The 17610-nt window shown below is 40.0% G+C and carries 16 protein-coding genes; 2 read left to right on the top strand and 14 right to left on the bottom strand.

The window, feature by feature from the left end:
- Window positions 1-29: 29 nt before the first annotated feature.
- The 3 genes from RIC88_RS08790 to RIC88_RS08780 are packed head-to-tail and all read right to left on the bottom strand — an operon-like array spanning window position 30 to window position 4020.
- Entirely contained in the window at window positions 30-1442 is a 1413-nt protein-coding gene (locus tag RIC88_RS08790; RefSeq protein WP_350217167.1) for a dicarboxylate/amino acid:cation symporter, read from the bottom strand.
- 39 nt (window positions 1443-1481) lie between these two features.
- A complete protein-coding gene (gene aroC, locus RIC88_RS08785; protein WP_350217166.1) occupies window positions 1482-2564 on the bottom strand; it encodes a chorismate synthase in 1083 nt (360 codons plus the stop codon).
- A 4-nt stretch (window positions 2565-2568) separates the two neighbouring features.
- Complete coding sequence (locus RIC88_RS08780) at window positions 2569-4020, bottom strand: BatD family protein (protein WP_350217165.1); 1452 nt, start codon at window positions 4018-4020, stop codon at window positions 2569-2571.
- Window positions 4021-4128: 108 nt separating this feature from the next.
- Here RIC88_RS08780 and RIC88_RS08775 point away from each other — a divergent pair, with 108 nt between their 5' ends.
- Entirely contained in the window at window positions 4129-4308 is a 180-nt protein-coding gene (locus tag RIC88_RS08775) for a hypothetical protein (RefSeq protein ID WP_350217164.1), read from the top strand.
- 53 nt (window positions 4309-4361) lie between these two features.
- Here RIC88_RS08775 and RIC88_RS08770 read toward each other — a convergent pair whose 3' ends face one another.
- The 8 genes from RIC88_RS08770 to RIC88_RS08735 all read right to left on the bottom strand — a co-directional run bounded on the left by RIC88_RS08770 (window position 4362) and on the right by RIC88_RS08735 (window position 13091).
- Window positions 4362-5528 carry a mechanosensitive ion channel gene (locus RIC88_RS08770; protein ID WP_350217163.1) on the bottom strand — a complete coding sequence of 389 codons (1167 nt, stop codon included), beginning with the start codon at window positions 5526-5528 and terminating at the stop codon, window positions 4362-4364.
- A 93-nt stretch (window positions 5529-5621) separates the two neighbouring features.
- Window positions 5622-6284 (bottom strand): ABC transporter ATP-binding protein, encoded by a 663-nt coding sequence (locus tag RIC88_RS08765; RefSeq protein ID WP_350217162.1) that lies wholly within the window; start codon window positions 6282-6284, stop codon window positions 5622-5624.
- A gap of 16 nt (window positions 6285-6300) precedes the next feature.
- Window positions 6301-7707: a hypothetical protein gene (locus RIC88_RS08760; RefSeq protein WP_350217161.1), complete on the bottom strand. Its 1407-nt coding sequence runs from the start codon at window positions 7705-7707 to the stop codon at window positions 6301-6303.
- A gap of 30 nt (window positions 7708-7737) precedes the next feature.
- Complete coding sequence (locus RIC88_RS08755) at window positions 7738-8298, bottom strand: peroxidase-related enzyme (RefSeq protein WP_350217160.1); 561 nt, start codon at window positions 8296-8298, stop codon at window positions 7738-7740.
- A gap of 2 nt (window positions 8299-8300) precedes the next feature.
- Window positions 8301-9638: a PhoH family protein gene (locus RIC88_RS08750; protein WP_502879998.1), complete on the bottom strand. Its 1338-nt coding sequence runs from the start codon at window positions 9636-9638 to the stop codon at window positions 8301-8303.
- A gap of 95 nt (window positions 9639-9733) precedes the next feature.
- A complete protein-coding gene (locus RIC88_RS08745) occupies window positions 9734-10405 on the bottom strand; it encodes an AlbA family DNA-binding domain-containing protein (protein WP_350217159.1) in 672 nt (223 codons plus the stop codon).
- A gap of 52 nt (window positions 10406-10457) precedes the next feature.
- The gene (locus tag RIC88_RS08740; protein WP_350217158.1) at window positions 10458-11963 is read right to left on the bottom strand and encodes a sigma 54-interacting transcriptional regulator; all 1506 of its coding nucleotides are present in this window, start codon (window positions 11961-11963) and stop codon (window positions 10458-10460) included.
- 30 nt (window positions 11964-11993) lie between these two features.
- Complete coding sequence (locus tag RIC88_RS08735; RefSeq protein WP_350217157.1) at window positions 11994-13091, bottom strand: vWA domain-containing protein; 1098 nt, start codon at window positions 13089-13091, stop codon at window positions 11994-11996.
- A 200-nt stretch (window positions 13092-13291) separates the two neighbouring features.
- On the opposite strand from RIC88_RS08735, the gene RIC88_RS08730 reads away from it, so the two are divergent.
- Window positions 13292-13453 carry a hypothetical protein gene (locus RIC88_RS08730; RefSeq protein ID WP_350217156.1) on the top strand — a complete coding sequence of 54 codons (162 nt, stop codon included), beginning with the start codon at window positions 13292-13294 and terminating at the stop codon, window positions 13451-13453.
- Here RIC88_RS08730 and RIC88_RS08725 read toward each other — a convergent pair whose 3' ends face one another.
- The 3 genes from RIC88_RS08725 to RIC88_RS08715 form a co-directional block, all read right to left on the bottom strand.
- Complete coding sequence (locus RIC88_RS08725) at window positions 13454-14008, bottom strand: sterol desaturase family protein (protein WP_350217155.1); 555 nt, start codon at window positions 14006-14008, stop codon at window positions 13454-13456.
- Window positions 14009-14116: 108 nt separating this feature from the next.
- A complete protein-coding gene (gene bshA / locus RIC88_RS08720; RefSeq protein ID WP_350217154.1) occupies window positions 14117-15262 on the bottom strand; it encodes an N-acetyl-alpha-D-glucosaminyl L-malate synthase BshA in 1146 nt (381 codons plus the stop codon).
- Between the two features lie 57 nt (window positions 15263-15319).
- Complete coding sequence (locus RIC88_RS08715) at window positions 15320-17557, bottom strand: serine hydrolase domain-containing protein (RefSeq protein ID WP_350217153.1); 2238 nt, start codon at window positions 17555-17557, stop codon at window positions 15320-15322.
- Between the last annotated feature and the right edge of the window lie 53 nt (window positions 17558-17610).

Here is a 17610-nt window from a genome sequence, read left to right as displayed (position 1 = left end):
GACTTACGATATACCTTTCCTACGTGATGCTAGCCTAAGTTCTCCCTGGGATTTAGCTCATTTTCAGAACCAGCTACCAGAGTGGCCACCGTTGCATCTCCGGTCACATTTACTACAGTCCTGCACATATCCAGAATTCGGTCAACCGGGAAAATAATGGCTATCCATGCCGGGTTGAGTCCTACTGACTGCAGTACTATTATCATCATCACCAATCCTGCGCTTGGCACTGCAGCGGCCCCTATTGATGCAAGGGTAGCGGTCAATATGATGGTGAGCTGTTGACCCAAGGAAAGGTCGACCATATGCAACTGAGCCATAAAAACTACAGCCACGGATTGCATTAAACTTGTTCCATCCATATTTACTGTAGCTCCTATTGGAAGGACAAAACTTGATACATTTCGTGATACACCCAGATTATCCTCCACGCACTCCATCGTCACCGGCAAAGTCGCAGCACTGGAGCTGGTAGAAAACGCCATTAATTGCGCGGGACTAATCCGCTTGAAAAAATCCTTATAGGACAATTTTTTTACAAATAAGACAATGATCAGTGGGTAGAATACAAAAATCATAAATGCCAGGCCGAAGAAAAGGGTTAACGAATATGAACCCAAACCTTTGAAAATTTCCAAAACCTGAGCGGGTGTATCCGCCATTTTCGCTATTACCCCCGCAAGCAAGGCGAATACAAAGTAGGGAGCTGCCTGCATAACCAGCTCTACCATTTTCAGGAAAACATCATTGATGCTATTGATAAAATCGATGACAGCCTGGGATTTTTCCCGGGGAATCATAGCGATCGAGATTCCAAAAAAGATAGCGAAGAAAATGACCTGAAGCATTAAACTATTGTCCGAAATAGCCAAGACAAGATTCTCCGGGATTATATCTACCAAAAACTGAAGTGGAGGTGCATCCTTGCTCAAATCAGCACTGCTTTTAACTTTCTCAACCTTGTCAAGATCTATTTCTTGAGACTGACCTGACATTTCTTCTACAAGGTCTGCATACTTAGGATTTACCAGGAAATCCTTCCTATCCTTCATTTCTACTCCTTCAGCATCTGCCCACAACTCATAAGAAATCCTGTTCTTTATTCTTTGCTCTTCATCCAGATGGGTTCCGGGTTTTACCGTATTAACCAACAATAGACCCAAGGACACTGCTATTACTGTGGTAAGCAAATAAAACCCCAGTGTTTTGGCTCCCATTCTGCCAAGTTTTGAAATATCACTCAATCCACTGATGCCACTTATTATGGAAAACAAGACAAGAGGAACTGCAATAAATTTCAACAATCGAATGAAAATGGTACCGAATGGATCAATCCAATTGATCGTGAATTCATTCCATCCTAATGCACTGGATACAAAAGCGTAGATCACTCCGGCTACCAGTCCAATAATTATTTTAACGTGAAGGGGAAATTTTTTCATGTTGTTTAATCGCTGTTGAAATATTGCTTAGGCGTTTACTTAGCCTCGCAATTTATTGGTTTGAGCTAATAAATAGAAATCTACCATGACAAGTGCAGACATTGCCTCCACAATAGGCACTGCACGTGGAACTACACACGGGTCATGTCGCCCTTTTCCTTGGACTGTAGCAGCATTTCCATCCTTATCAATGGATTGTTGATCCTGCATAATAGTAGCCACAGGTTTAAATGCTACATTAAAATAGATATCCTCTCCGTTGGTAATGCCTCCTTGAACTCCTCCCGAATGATTGGACATAGTTCTGATCTCGTTTCCTTTTTTCTCGATTGGATCATTATGTGCTGAACCTCTCATTTTCACTCCTTCAAATCCACTTCCCAATTCGAACCCTTTCACCGCGTTGATCGAGAGCATGGCATGTCCTAAAGCAGCATTTAACTTATCGAACAAAGGCTCACCTAAACCCACAGGTACGCCAGAGATTACCCCTGTAACTACCCCCCCGACAGTATCTCTTTCTTTTCTCACTTGATCTATAAGATCAAACATTTTCTGAGCCATCTCAGAATCCGGGCATCTCACATCATTGGTGTCTGTTTTTGAAAGGTCTAATTCAGTGTACGTTTTTTCAAGTTTCAATTCACCAACCTGGGAAACATAGGCCTGGCACTTCATCCCTACCTGATCCAGGATCAGTTTGGCAACAGCTCCTGCAGCCACCCACCCTGCAGTTATTCTGGCAGAGCTTCTACCACCTCCGCGATAATCACGGATACCATATTTTTCCTGATAGGTAAAATCAGCATGCGAGGGACGATACACATCTTTGATGTGATCGTAATCCTTGCTTTTTTGATCTTGATTTTTAATCAGAATAGCAATCGGAGCTCCGGTAGACTTTCCTTCAAAGACCCCAGAAAAGAACTCAAAACCATCTGCTTCCTTTCTTTGTGTGGTAATGCGTGATTGGCCAGGTTTCCTTCTGTCAAGCTCCGCCTGAATATAGGTTTCATCCAGCTTAATACCTGCCGGACATCCGTCAATGATTACACCCACACCTGTGCCGTGCGATTCTCCAAAAGAAGTGATCTTAAAAATGTTGCCTAGGGTATTGCTCATGTGATTATGCTGTCTTTTTGAACAGCAAATAGACTGTAAAGCCAAGTGTTAAGGCGATAAAGATATTAACAATGATGGTAACCCAATTATCTCCTTCAATTGACCTTACTTCATTGTCAGCCTTTGAAATCTCATCATAGAAGTCCCCTAAATCATTAGAAGCAATCGAAAGGTTTTTTCTACTCTCTCCACTCACACTCAATATATATTCTGATGAAAGCGTATCATACGCATCTTTTGCCAGGTTGAAATAAATCCACGAAAAGAAATCTGAAAGCCTGTATTCTCCGGGCTCGTTCGGAATGGCATAAAAATCGTAGCTCTTAACACCTCTTACTTTTCCCCCCGCACGATTTACTCTTTGTGTCACATTCGGCGCGTAAAAATCAAAAACGTCATTTTTCTTTGGAGTAGGTGCTTCAATAGAACTGATGTTCCCTTCACCGACAATATCAAAACGATAGTTAAAACTTTGGCCAGTCTCCAGTTCTTTTGTGCTTAATTCTTCTTCCAATTGATAATTCCCTACCACCACTTGCTCCTTGAGCGGGTGCGGAGGTAAGTCCTTTACTTTTACCGTCTTGGCTTTCGAATAGAAGGTTTCGTAATCTTCCTGCCTGTTTCTTCCAAAAAAAGAAGGGTTCTTAGCCACTTTGTATTTTATCATTTTTAACCCAATGGATGGAAAATCAATGTCCGTCAAGGTAAGCGGATAATATGCTGTCTGGTAAATTTTATACCTGGTGTAATTCCTTCCGCTGATTTTGATTGGCTCACCTGAAATCTGATCTATACTAAAGTTTTCCTCCCAGCAATTTGGTGGCTTGACTGTTTTAACGATTTCGGTAATCTGATTGGCCAGGTCGAAAAATCGCATCTCAGCCCTGTTTGCCTCCGCCACATAAAAGGCAAGTGTAGCCGTAAACCCTTCGCCAACATATACTTCATCTTTGTCTAGCGTAAGGGCTACAAAAGCATCGGCTTCAATATCCACAAATTCATCGGGTTCAGACCTTCCTCCAAAAAGATCTTCAAAAGGATCTCTTCCGAAAGGACTTTGTCTTGCCTGTCTCTGAACAGCTTCTCCAACTACTATTTGTGTTCCTTCAGATTTTATCTCTTTTCCATTGATTGTCATGAAAAATGGCGCTAATAAAAATGTTCCCTTTTCAGTCGCCTGATAGTTTTGGGTTAGTGACTGAGTGGATGACATTCTCCCGTTTATATAGTTGGTTGTGGTTGAGGAAGAGGTTCCTCTTTTTATAAAACCATCAATTTCAGGGAAGTCGCTGTATTGCTTTAGCCGATCATTCTCCACTTCTACCGAAATAGTGAAATACTGGTTGATTCCTATCTCATTTTGACCTAACTTAATGGAAACTTCTTGAGAAAAAAGATTTGTCGCAAATACTAAGATCGCTGCACAACCTATCAAAAATTTGTTCGTTAACTTCATGCGTATCCGCCTATTATTTACTCAACCTAAAATGTTACTAAAATAAATTTATTCATTCCCCACAACGCCAAATTTAAGGTGTGGGTTTGATCATTAACAATTATTCACATGCTAGAGTACTTCAAAACTATTTTATCGAAAGTAAGCTTTGATAAACGGCTATTTGAAAAAGAATTGCGCAAAGCAATAAAGGCACTTGTGCCTGATGAGGTCTATCAGCTAAAGGAATGGTGTTATCGAAAATTTAGTAAGCAGTATGAACCCATATTAGCAGCTTGCTTCACATAAACTAAAACCCCCGGCTCATTAGAATCGGGGGTTTCTTTTTATTAATCAAATAGCTATTTCTTCTTTTGAAGTTTTTTAAGAATTTGCTCCATGTGCTTGCCTGCTGCCTCTCTCCCACCCAGACCATAAGAAAGTGCAACCGCCACGGCTATTGCCCCTAATGTAAGCCCGAAAGCTAGTTCCACAATGCTATTTGCAATTCCCATGGTTCGTAATGCAATCGCTAAAAAGAGACCCACAATGGCTACTCTGGCAATACCTGCAACAAATGAATTGTCTCCATTTCCATTCATGGATTTGAAAATAATGGAGCCTAGGAAATTACCCATTACCAAAATGATTAACCCGAAAAGAACATTACCTGATAGGTTCAAAATGGTGTGAAGCACTTCCGCAAGTCGGTCTAGCCCTAGCATCTCAACTCCTGAGATTACACCAAAAAACACCATGAAATAGAATATAATATTTGCTACAATCGAGGAAAGCTTTTGCTTGCCTAACACAGCTTTCAGCTGAAGTTTATCGACAAGTGAATCTATTCCAACATTGGCTAGTAAGTCTTTCACAAAAGAGGTAATGAAGCGCCCTCCAACTACAAAGATGGAGATGATCAAAATTGCTCCTATGATGTTAGGGACAGAATCCAACATCTGGTGCAATACATTGTTGGCAGGGTTGGTGATGGCCTCTAAATGCAAGGCATTCAGACCCTGAATGATGAATGGAATAAAGATGACGATAAATACTACTTGCTGAATGAAGTGAACCAGTTTATCTGTCTCCTTAAAGCCCATATTATTGGCCAGACGATCAAAAAAGCTCCCTGCCATTTTAACCAGGTTCGAGATGAACTTGGCTATGATATAGCCAATGAACATGATCGCTAAGCCTGCAAGGATATTAGGAATGAACCCAAGGAACTCGTTCAGCATATTTCTGATTGGATCCAGAACATAGCTCACCCCGAGCATTTCCAGAACAATCAGCAGAACGATTAACATGAGGATGTAATAAACAAGATTGGCTATAAACTTGTTCGTGTCCAAAATGGTGTTTCCAAGCAGTCGCTCGTCCCACTCTGTTTTTTTCATCAGGCTATGAACCACCTTGCGTATAAGGATAGCAAAAAGCCAACCGACGATTAATACTATAACTGCTCCAACAACTCCCGGAAGGGAATCGCTAATGGTGTGAATCAATCGCTCAACGTAATCTGGCATGTTCATGGTTAAATTGGTTTTGTTAAAATTAATCTTCTCTTAATCCAAAGATAGACAATTTGGTAACCAACTGTCAAACGATGATTTTCTGTTTTAATCCATCACACGGCCATCCTCAAGCTGAATGATTCGGGAACCATACTCTGCAAATTTCTCATTATGAGTTACCTGGATGATCGTCATGCCTTCTTTATGAAGCTGCTTCAATACATTCATTACTTCCTCACCTTGTGTTGAGTGGAGGTTTCCAGTTGGCTCATCGGCCAGAAGTAGCTTGGGCTTGCCAATAATGGCGCGTACAACTCCAACCAGCTGCTGCTGCCCGCCTGATAGCTGTTCAGGGAAGAGGTCCTTTTTAGCTACCATATTGAATTTATCTAACATCTCAGCAATCATACTGGCACGCTCTTTACCTTTCACACCCCGGTAAATCAGTGGCGTCTCGATGTTTTCGTAAACTGTAAGCTCATCTATTAGGTGGTAAGCCTGGAAGATAAAACCAATATGTTCCTTGTGAATCCTTGAAATTCGTTTTTCGCGAAGCTTGTGTACGGGCTCATCCATGAAGTAGTATTCTCCTTCGGAGGGCTTATCCAACATTCCGATGATGTTGAGAAGTGTTGATTTTCCGGAACCAGAGGGTCCCATGATACTTGCAAATTCACCTTCCTTTATTTCAAGGTCAATGCCTTTCAAAATAAAGGTTCGTTGATATTTCGATTCGATAAATTTACTAACGTCCTGTAGGTTGATCATGTGATTAGTTGAAATTTTAGTCCTTTGAAAATAATATCTTTTGAGTCGTTAAACTAGTTGCTGAGCGAACCAAGATTACATAAACGGTATTATTAATAAAAGGATAAGCTATTTTTATTTCCTTAACTTGATTCGTGTTTACGTGCTTCAACAAAGATCCAGATAATGAATATATCGACACCCTATGCCAACCTGAATTAGTGAAATTTAATTTCATTCCATCCTTGCTAACTGTTATTGAAGGAAATTCCTCTTGAACAGAACTGATGAGCTTGTCATCTTTGCATTCGGCTGCCACCAATGAATTAGTAGAATAATTAACAACCCTGCTTTCATCTGAGCCTAAAGCAATTCCTGAAACATTAAATATTACATTATTTAAACCTGGATAATCTTTTAAAGCATCAGCTTTTACAGTAAGGTCAAGTTTCATTTCTGAATCAGAGAAAGTGCTATCTGCCCATTGTTGATTCCATTCATTCACTTTAAGGCCATTTACAATTAATGAGTCCAACCCTGTTTCAAAATTCATTTTAAAATCAACTTTAGACTCATTTTTGATCGAAATGCTTTCATGATAATCTTGATCCACCTCTAAGCACGAAAAAGATGGTGTTATTAAATTCAAAAAAGGAACGTTAGCTTCAAATACACTCAACACAAAATCTAAAGTCGTGTGTCCAATAATTTGATATTTCCCATTCACTTCCCTCCATTCCTCGATTTTAATGGCCACAGAATAGTTTCCTGGTTTTATTGCATTATCCCAAATTAAATCTCCAGAATATGGATCAAGTGTAAAGACAGTGTGTTCGGTTGCACCAAATTCTGAGTGGTTTGGATACCTATATCCGTTTACCGTCAGATCTTTGTCTTGAAGAGGAGTTATCAGTTTGTACCTCAAAAGATCACCATCTCTATCATTATGAGCAAAACTTGCAATGTATTTCTCACCAAGAACAGCAACAAAACCTGGTTTATGTGTAATAACTGGAGACGAGTTGGGATTTAATAACGGGTTAATTAAAATCCTGGCTTCAACATAAAAGTTGGTAGCAACAGAGCTGCTGATGTTAAGAATCTCAGCTGATCTAAAGCTCTCAGTATATGATACTATTGGAAATGAGGATCCTGAATATGTATGCTGTAATTTAAATGACCATCTTTCTATTCCATTACCTAAATCTTCAATGGACTCCCAAGGAATTTGTTCATTCTGATCATCTCCAAATTTGTCTCCATCTCCAAAATCAAATACACCTTGTCCAAAAGGAACACCATTAATGTCACGATAACCAATAATGGTGAATTCGATTGTTAACGAATTAATTCTTCTGTATTGAATCTGCCCACCTTTGAGGTGAGTTGCTGATAAATCAATCCAAATAATAAGTGATATTAGTAGAACAATCTGCTTTTTCATATTCTATTCCAAGCAAAAATTATACCTACCTCACTCATATTTATACCCTCCGGGATTTTCTTCAAGACTAACACCAAGGCCCATTACAATCCGATTGACAAAGTTGAAATAGGCAACTACCAAGGTTGCATCAAGGATTTCCCTATCTGTAAAACCTAATTTCTTAAGCGGATTCACCAATCCTGCTTCATTAGATTTTTCAGGATGTTTCGTCAATTCTCTCGCAAACCGACAAAGACTTTTTTCCCGGTCATCCAGGGGTGCACTTTCAAAATCACGTTGAAAAGAATCTAATTTTTCATCATCCTTCCAAAAATTCTTAACCGCCTCAAGGTGATGAACCTGACAGTATTCACATTTATTCGAAATGGAGACTATTACTGCCATCATTTCCCGATGAACTCTTTTTAAAGGGGATCTACCAAACATGATAGTCATGTATAAATCCATGTGATTGACAATCGACTCAGGATTCAGGGATTGGATTTTATGCACCACTGCAATCTTTCCACGACTTTTCACTAACCCATCATAAATCTCCTTTAACTGCCCTTCTGCTTTCTCCGGCTGTATTACATCGATATAAGGCATGATTACAAGAGGTCATTTGCGAGATTAGCCAGCTCCGAACGTTCTCCTTTTTCCAGAGTAATGTGCGCGAACATTGGATGATCTTTTATTCTATCTATGAGATATGACAACCCATTGGACTGTGAATCCAAATATGGTGTATCAATTTGGTAGATATCCCCGGTAAAAATAATTTTCGTATTCTCTCCAGCTCGTGTAATGATCGTCTTTATCTCATGTGGTGTGAGATTCTGAGCCTCATCTACAATGAAGAAAATATTCGACAAGCTTCTACCCCTGATATATGCCAATGGTGTAATCATGAGCTTTTCCTGATTGACCATGTCTGTAATACGAGTGAACTCTTTATCGTTTTCACGAAACTGGTGCTGGATAAACTTAAGATTGTCCCAAAGGGGCTCCATGTATGGGTTTAACTTGGATTTAATATCGCCCGGTAAATACCCAATGTCTTTATTGCTAAGTGGGACAATAGGACGAGCGAGATAAATCTGTTTGTAATTTCTTCTTTGCTCCAATGCGGATGCCAGCGCAAGCAAGGTTTTGCCGGTTCCGGCCACCCCGTTGATACTCACAAGCTTGATTTCAGGATTCAGCATGGCATGCATGGCAAAAGTCTGCTCGGCATTTTTCGGCTTGATGCCATAGACCGTCTGTTTCTCCACTTTTTCTACTGTGTCATCCGTGGGGTTGTAATAGCCTAACACCGAGTTCTTCTCACTTTTAAGGATGAAATAGTTATTAGCCGGAAACTTCTTTCGCATAAGAATCTTCTTCCGGTCAATGACATTTCGCTTAAATAGCTCATCAATGTGCTCAGAGTTGATGTCGTCAAGTTCTGATTTTCCGGTTGTTAGCGTATTTACATTCTTGATCTTTCCGGTTTCATAATCCTCCGCCGGCAACTCGAGTGACTTGGCTTTGAGTCTAAGGTTAATGTCCTTTGAGACAAGCGTCACTTTTCTCTTCGGTTCCTGCTCTTTGACTGTGAGTGCAGCATTTAAAATACGGTGGTCATTTTTCCCATCGTTGAAAATTTGCGTAGCGTCGATGGTACTTTCAGAATCCATGATCACCTTGAAACATCCTTTGGTTTTTCCATTTAATGGAATCCAATCCTGAAGGCTATGATCTTTCGCCAGGCGATCCAATAGTCGAATGAATTCCCTTGCCTCAAAGTTTTTGGTATCGTTCCCTTTTTTAAACTGATCTAACTCCTCCAATACGGTTATCGGAATCCCAACATCATGCTCAGCAAAGTTGAGAATGGAATCGTGTGAGAAAAGAATAACGGAAGTGTCAAGTACGAAAATTTTTTTCTGCTTGGAAGATTTTGCCATGCGGATAAGTGGTTTACAGTTCCTAAAAAGGATCGACTGTAATATTGGAGTTTCGCCTGAAAAAAAGAAGTGAAACCCTTAGAATTTGAGGAAAATTATTCGGCCGGCAAGAAGATGTCCCCTCCTTCCTTCGGTTCAATTTTTAAAGCACCGGATAAAGCCAAATGGATTAACTTATTAGAAGCAAGCTTTTTATTCAGCCCGCTTAATTCTGAATATTCTGAAAGTGTAATTCCGGGATGATCTTCAAAATACTTAAATAGTTGCCGGGTCTTCTCCTCAAATTCGATTGGCCGATGTGCCTTTTTACTACGCTTCAAAATCTGCCTCACCTCATAGCTCGCTTGTATAGAATGGTCTGCAGATCTGACGAATGCTTTACCATAGCGATGTTTTTTATCTAAAAAGGCAAAGTGAGGTTTGCTTTTACTTTCGTGAATGTGGTAATGAAGGATTTCAATGTCTTCACGAACCTGCAGTAGATCAACTGTAAAACTGATTGCCGGTCTGCACAATTCAGAAATCGCTTTGGTTAAAACATACTCCTCATCTTCGGGGTACTTCAAGCCTGCCAATGACCCATCGTCATTGACTCCAATAAATAAATGACCACCGTAAGAATTAGCGAAAGCAACAACCTCTCGTATAATCTTCTCAGGAAATTTTGCCTTGTTTTTAAATTCTACTAACTGGCCCTCTCCCTGTCGAATTAACTTAAGTGCCTCCTTAACCTTTTCATGTGTATCGTTCCTGCTCGTCGGCCACATGGGATTTGTGTTCTTATCTGTCCTTCAATTCGCTTGGCAAAGACCTTCACTTTCATTCATCATCCCCCATTTCGGGCATGGAAAACATGCTTGTGAATAAATCCTTGAATTGCATTCCCTGCTCCAGTTGATGCTTGCTTAGCATACTATATTCCGCTAATCCAAATAACGCAAATTCCATAAGAAAGTACTTAAATCCTTCATGAGAAGTTTTCTGGTACTTATCAATTAGTTTTTCAAGGCCGGGAATTTCCTTCAGTTCTTTCCGGTAATCTTTCTCTTTGGCATCAAAAATCAAATCCACCATATTCCCTTTTTCAAACCAATCTTTGATCGGCTCGTAGGTGTTTCCCTTTTCCTTTTTACGCTCCTTTTCGGGATCAGGAAAATAATTGGTGAATTGTGATCGGATGGCTTTACCTACCAGATTGTTTGCCACAATCCCCGGCCCTTCCTGCTCACCTTCATAAACCAACTCCACTTTCCCGGTGATGGCAGGAATCACCCCGATAAAATCTGTTAACCGAACATTGGTTTTATCATCACCACTCATAAGCATTCGTCGCTCGCAAGCACTCACTAAATTTTCATACGCTGAAATAGTAAGCCGTGCGGAGACTCCACTTTTCGCATCCACATACTCACTATCCCTGGCTTCAATCGCAATTTGCTCAATCAAATCTTTAGCCAGATCAAAGATTTCTATGTTTTCCTGTTGTTCTTTTGAGAGAATTGCTTCCTGATTAGTGATCTTCTTTCCTATATCAATTGATGATGGGTAGTGCGTGATGATTTGACTGTCGATACGATCTTTTAGAGGTGTGACAATTGACCCTCTATTAGTGTAATCTTCAGGATTGGCAGTAAAAACAAATTGAACATCCAATGGCATTCGCAGTTTGAAGCCCCTGATTTGAATGTCCCCTTCCTGCAAAATATTGAATAAGGCTACCTGAATTCTGGCTTGTAAATCCGGTAGCTCATTGATGACAAATATCCCGCGATGTGATCTTGGCACCAGTCCAAAATGGATTACTCGCTCATCGGAATACGGAAGCTTTAAACTGGCTGCTTTAATGGGATCAACATCTCCAATCAAATCGGCTATCGTCACATCAGGGGTAGCCAGCTTTTCTGTGTAGCGCTCATCCCGATGCATCCATCCAATGGGTGTATCATCACCATGCTCAGCTACTATGTCCCTTGCAAATTTCGATATTGGATTCAGTGGATCATCATTAAGTGGGGCATCTTGTATCACTGGAATATATTCATCAAGCAAACGAGTCATCATCCGAGCCATTCTGGTTTTTGCCTGCCCTCTGAGTCCTAAAAAATTAATGTTATGACGAGAAAGTATCGCTCTCTCTACATCCGGTATGACTGAATCTTCATAACCCCATATTCCTTCAAAAATATTTTCTCCGGCTCGCTTCGTCTTAATCAGGTTGCTTCGCAGTTCTTCCTTTATGGACTGAGGAACGTATCCTGCTTTTTTTAAGGCTCCTAGTGTGCTGATCTTAGTTTTTTGATCGGCGTTTAAATTCTGGTATTTCATCAATTGTATTTTTCTATATGCGAAAAAGCACTACAGATTTTTTCTTCTGTTTCTTCGATAATCCTCAAAAATAAGATTACCCAAACCCTGTAAACTACTGTAATATGCATTGCCATTGTTTACTTCTGTAAACTCCCTTACAAACTCCTGAAGATATGGATCCGAAGCAATCATAAATGTGGTGATTGGTATTTTAATCCTACGACACTGAGCAGCCAGGTTTAAGGTTTTGTTTAAAATTTTCGGATCCAGTCCGAAGCTGTTTTTATAGTATTTGATCCCCTCCTTCAGACAAGTAGGCTTGCCATCCGTGATCATAAAAATTTGCTTATTCTTATTTTTCCTTCTGCGAAGCAAATCCATCGCTAACTCTAATCCAGCTACTGTGTTCGTGTGGTAAGGGCCGACATTTAAATAAGGTAAATCCTTCACCTCAATCTGCCAGGCATCATTGCCAAATACAATCACATCAAGGGTGTCTTTAGGATACTTTCTCTTTATCAGCTCTGCCAAAGCCATTGCTACCTTTTTCGCTGGTGTGATCCGGTCTTCTCCATATAAGATCATGGAGTGGCTTATGTCAATCATCAGAACCGTGGAAGTTTGAGTTTTGTATTCTCGCTCACGTATTTCCAAATCATTTTCTGTGAGTGTTAGATCATTTAGTCCATGATTGATTTGTGCGTTTCTTAGGCTTTCAGTCATTTCAATCTGTTCCAAAGAGTCCCCAAACTGAAACTCACGATAGTCAGATGTGATTTCATCACCAATTCCGGTATGATCCGTTCTATGACTGCCTTTTCCTGATTTCTTCAGCTTACCGAAAATTTCCTCCAGCGCACTTTTTCTAATCTCTTGCTCGCTCTTAGCTGTAATCCTGAATTCACCTTTCTCATTTTTATCATCGATGTATCCTTTGTTTCGAAGGTCATCGATAAAATCCCCAATGCCATATTCCGCATTCGAAATTCCATGCTCACGATCGAGATTTGTCAGCCAGCTCAATGCTTCATTGACATCTCCAGAAGTGATGACGAGCAGTTGAAAAAAAATATTGAGCAGATTATCAAAGGTGGTCTGCTCCGGATTTTTCTCAGGGATGAATTCAGTAAATCGGTATCCGATCATAGCATTAACTTAACTAAAAACAGGCAAGAATGATTTCCTTGATTTCATAATAATGCAGGAAGCAATTTTGAAAAAGAAGTTTAAACTAGCCTTTCCCTATTCTTGGTAGGCCTCAATAGAGTCTATTATCTTCAAAAAATTATCAATGCAATGAATTGAGAATTTTTTGCGTTAAATTAACGTTAGATTTTTAACAGATTATGCCAGGCAGAAGACCCATATTCGCAACATTGATCACCAGTTTGTTCTGGGGAACACGGGATTTTTTGTTTAAAGCAACACTAGAGCCGGCATCTCCTGAAAAGCGAAAAGCCAGAGAAGCAAAGAAGGCTGCTAAGCAAAAAAAGAAGAATAATAAATAATTACTTCTTAGGCATTGTGCCAAACACCAAATCCCAAAATGGTGAGGAAACACCAAAAGCATTTCCCGGATCCTTGTAATGGTGAATTCCATGATGTACCCATAGTACCTTCCAGAAATTTTTTGGCGGCTGAAAAGCATGAACCATATAATGAATCCACAAGTAATACGCATAGCCCATAAGGAATCCGGGCAAGAAACCAAATACATTTACTCCCATAATAAACTGAAACAAGAAGAAAAATCCTGTTGAAAGAGCCAGACTAAGTGGAATTGGCATAGCCAGGCGATCTTTGTCTTTTGGGTAGTCATGGTGGACTCCATGCACTGTATAAGCAAATTTTTCTCTCTTCTCGGTTGTTGGAGTCAAATGAAAAACATACCGATGCATCAAATACTCAACTAAAGTAAAAGCCATAAATCCCCCTATGAACAATAAAACAGCATTTATTGTATTCAGGTAGGAATGCTGAAATCCATAGATCATCAGACCTATAGATATAACTGAGAACACCACCAATGGAATAGCTATATGGGTTCTCGTTAGCCTTTCCATAAATTTATTTTTGAAAAGTGCTTTCGTTCCTTTCGCGTGTGGTTTGTTTTTTAGTTCCATTTGCTTGTTTCGTTCAAAGGCAAAATTAGAGAAAAGAAACCCTAATTTTTATAAACTTTCGGATAATGACTTTTTATGTTTCTCTAAAACGGATTGATAATAACTCTCGTACATAGGCAAAATATTTGTTATGTCGAATTCTTTCGCCCGAGCCAATGCACCTTTTTTAAAGGAATCCAGATTTTCATTATCAAGAATATGAATAGCTTGTTTGACCATTGTATCAATATCACCTACATCACAAACGTATCCGGATTTTCCTTCCTGGTTGAGCTCTGGAAGTCCACCAGCATTGGATGAAATCACCGGCACTTCACATGCCATTGCCTCCAAGGCTGCCAAACCAAAGCTTTCCTTTTCTGATGTCATCAAAAACAGATCACTGACAGACAAAACTTCTTCTACAGCCTCAAGTTTACCCAGGAATCGAATGTCTTCTGTACAGATTTCGCGTGCCATGTCCTCCATTTTCTTTCGCTCAGGTCCATCACCTATGAGCAAGAGTTTCGATGGTACTACTTTTCTCAGCTCACAAAAAACTTTTAGTACATCGTCTACCCTCTTTACTTTCCTGAAATTAGATGTGTGAACCACCAGTTTCTCTCCGTTCGGACAAATCGCTTTCTTGAAATGCTCTTTGGGCTGTTTTTTGAAGCGCTCCAAATCTATGAAGTTGGGGATGACTTCAATAGGCACAGTCACATCAAAATGTTCTAAAGTATCTTTTTTCAAATCTTCAGAAACAGCAGTTACACCATCGGATTCATTTATTGAGAAGGTTACTACTGGTTCGTTTGTAGCATCTTTTCCAACGATGGTAATATCGGTACCATGAAGTGTGGTGATAAAAGGAATCTCATATCCTTTAGTTTTCAAGATTTGTTGCGCCATGTAAGCCGCCGAAGCATGCGGAACAGCATAATGAACATGCAGTAAGTCAAGTTTTTCATTTAAAACCACATCTACCATCTTGCTGGCTAAAGCCAACTCGTATGGAGGATATTGAAACAGCGGGTATGACTTGACACTCACCTCATGATAATAAAGGTTCGGGTTAAAGAAATCCAACCTGGTAGGCTGGGAATAAGTGATAAAGTGGATCTCATGCCCTTCCTTGGCAAGGGCCTTGCCAAGTTCTGTTGCTACAACACCACTCCCGCCATACGTGGGATAACATACTATTCCTACCTTCATTTTAAGAGGTTATTTTCTTTAAGGGAATTAAACCGATAGAGTGAACTTTTAGTTTCGTCATTCAAAACTTTCCAGCGACTGATAAATGACATCATGGATATGTGTCCGTGTGTTTAGATGTCCTAACTTCCAATTGTCTGCATCCGGATAGATTCGATTTGACAGGAAAACATAGATTAAATCATGCTCAGGATCAGCCCAAACCATAGTTCCGGTAAATCCTGTATGCCCAAAGCTTTCATCACTGGCTAATGAAGACGCTGAATCTTTCTTGCCATCTTTTTTATCCCAGCCAAGTCCTCTGCGGTTTCCATCAAAGTACCTGATATTTAGCAAATCCAATGTTTCCCTGGAAATATATTGACGACCACCATAGTACCCTCCATTCAAAAACATGGTCATCATTTTTGCTAAATCTGTAGCTGTGGAAAACAACCCTGCATGTCCTGCCACGCCACCAAACACCAGTGCATTTCGGTCATGAACTTCTCCCCACACCTGATACTTGCGATATCGCTGATCATATTCAGTTGGAACAATATCCTTAGGAGAGATTCCATTTCGAATAGGGTTAAAGGTAGTACGAGTCAAGCCCATTGGATCATAAAACTCATTCTTTAAGAATTGGTCAAACGGCTTCCCTGAGACTTCCTCAACAATCATATGTAGTATCATGAACCCTAGATCGCTGTAATTATAGGAATCCGGATTTTTAATGAGCTGTGATTGTACAATAAAACTCTTTAGCGAATCAACCATACTCGGATGAGGTTCCAATCCATAGGTTCTAATATCTTTGGCTTCATCTTCCGGGGTTTTGTAATAAAATGCATCTAGTCGATCACCATTCATCATCATACTCCAGAATGGTACATAAGATCGCAATCCGGAATTATGTGCCAGTAATTGACGAATGGTTACCGAAGACTTATTCGATTTTTCAAAAATGGATAAGTGACGACTCAAAGAATCATCAAGATGTATTTTTCCCTGATCCAACAGTAATGCGATAGCAGGTAAAGTTGCTGCCACTTTTGTTACAGATGCTATATCATATACTGTCTCTTTGGAAACCTTCCGCAAGCTATCGTATGTGTAGAATCCATATGCCTTTTCAAAAACAAGATCCCCACCCTTTACAACTGCTAATTGCATTCCCGGTGTGGCGTATTTCTTTATTGCATCAATAGCAAGCGAGTCAATCCATTGAAGATGGTTGGCGTTCATTCCTGCGGTTTCAAGATCAGTGTAGCCAATGAATTTTGGGTTTTCTATACGCCTGGAAAAGGGGTGGTTGTTTCGACCAATGACCTCATGAGCTCCAAAAAGCATCTTTGCGATGAGTATATCCTGATTGGGAATGGTCACCTCTGGCAGAATCAACGAAATATGATCTGCTTCTTTCATTCCAACCTGGAGAATAATATCCTCGTCATATACTTTACCCTCATGATTTCGGGCATCAACGAGACAGGGTACTCCGGGCATTCGATAGTCTAAAACATGTACATATTGTTTCAATCGCTTTTTTAACTGCTGATCCATCCCCAGATAAGTAATCAAGGAGGTCTTAAGTGGGAATACATTTTTTGAGTCGATCGCCACAGTGCTTGCAGCAAAAACAGATCTGGCTAAAGAATGAGGAAGCTCATAGGCTGGTAAATATTCCGCTTGCTTTGCTTTTCGTAGACTTGAATAAAAAGAGACACGCCGGTCACTTTCGAGTTTTTCACTCCATTTATTTAGTTTTTTTGTGTTGATATCCTGGTCCGCTATCCAAATGGTGGGGCTGGATTCTGCTTCATTTTCAAATTCTTTGCGTGAACCCGGAATGGTGCGAGAAAGTGAAGATTTATGAAGGAAATAATAAGGAGAATGCCTGTTCGCCTGATTTATTACTTCCTTCTCATATGCTGAAAACTCGATTGTGTCGGGCAACACCATGTGGTTGATGCCATATGTTCTCCCAAAACTTTCCAGAAACCGGAAGTAGTTTTTCCTCAACTCGTCATCGCCAATGGCGGCCAGTGTTGCTAAAGATGGTAGCTCAATGGCATCTTTTGGGAGCGGGTCAAAAGATTGATCCAGTTGCATGGCGACATAGTAACTGTCATCTTCCAGAAATTGACTCACATACCCCGACCAGGTTCGAAAATAGATGGTTGACTTTTTCTTATGACCAATAGATTTATAAAAAGAATCGCCATCTATCCACACTTCCTCTTTTAATTCGGGATTGGAGGCAGTGGTGAACATGCTCAATAAGACGAATACTAATACGAGATATCCTCTCATAAACGGCAACATAACATTAAATTTGAACAATTTTTCATTCAAGTCGTGTTCAT

The organism is Ekhidna sp. (genome assembly GCF_040220215.1).
Taxonomy (GTDB): Bacteria; Bacteroidota; Bacteroidia; order Cytophagales; family Cyclobacteriaceae; genus Ekhidna.
This window is presented reverse-complemented; position numbering and strand designations above follow the sequence as displayed.

Excerpts from the sequence above, each read along its gene's own strand:
- RIC88_RS08760 (WP_350217161.1), bottom strand. The coding sequence starts at position 7,707 with ATGAAAAAGCAGATTGTTCTACTAATATCACTTATTATTTGGATTGAT.
- RIC88_RS08745 (WP_350217159.1), bottom strand. The coding sequence starts at position 10,405 with ATGTGGCCGACGAGCAGGAACGATACACATGAAAAGGTTAAGGAGGCA.
- RIC88_RS08770 (WP_350217163.1), bottom strand. The coding sequence starts at position 5,528 with ATGCCAGATTACGTTGAGCGATTGATTCACACCATTAGCGATTCCCTT.
- RIC88_RS08775 (WP_350217164.1), top strand. The coding sequence starts at position 4,129 with ATGCTAGAGTACTTCAAAACTATTTTATCGAAAGTAAGCTTTGATAAA.
- RIC88_RS08780 (WP_350217165.1), bottom strand. The coding sequence starts at position 4,020 with ATGAAGTTAACGAACAAATTTTTGATAGGTTGTGCAGCGATCTTAGTA.
- RIC88_RS08715 (WP_350217153.1), bottom strand. The coding sequence starts at position 17,557 with ATGAGAGGATATCTCGTATTAGTATTCGTCTTATTGAGCATGTTCACC.
- bshA (WP_350217154.1), bottom strand. The coding sequence starts at position 15,262 with ATGAAGGTAGGAATAGTATGTTATCCCACGTATGGCGGGAGTGGTGTT.
- aroC (WP_350217166.1), bottom strand. The coding sequence starts at position 2,564 with ATGAGCAATACCCTAGGCAACATTTTTAAGATCACTTCTTTTGGAGAA.
- RIC88_RS08790 (WP_350217167.1), bottom strand. The coding sequence starts at position 1,442 with ATGAAAAAATTTCCCCTTCACGTTAAAATAATTATTGGACTGGTAGCC.
- RIC88_RS08735 (WP_350217157.1), bottom strand. The coding sequence starts at position 13,091 with ATGATCGGATACCGATTTACTGAATTCATCCCTGAGAAAAATCCGGAG.
- RIC88_RS08730 (WP_350217156.1), top strand. The coding sequence starts at position 13,292 with ATGCCAGGCAGAAGACCCATATTCGCAACATTGATCACCAGTTTGTTC.
- RIC88_RS08755 (WP_350217160.1), bottom strand. The coding sequence starts at position 8,298 with ATGCCTTATATCGATGTAATACAGCCGGAGAAAGCAGAAGGGCAGTTA.
- RIC88_RS08725 (WP_350217155.1), bottom strand. The coding sequence starts at position 14,008 with ATGGAAAGGCTAACGAGAACCCATATAGCTATTCCATTGGTGGTGTTC.
- RIC88_RS08765 (WP_350217162.1), bottom strand. The coding sequence starts at position 6,284 with ATGATCAACCTACAGGACGTTAGTAAATTTATCGAATCGAAATATCAA.
- RIC88_RS08750 (WP_502879998.1), bottom strand. The coding sequence starts at position 9,638 with ATGGCAAAATCTTCCAAGCAGAAAAAAATTTTCGTACTTGACACTTCC.
- RIC88_RS08740 (WP_350217158.1), bottom strand. The coding sequence starts at position 11,963 with ATGAAATACCAGAATTTAAACGCCGATCAAAAAACTAAGATCAGCACA.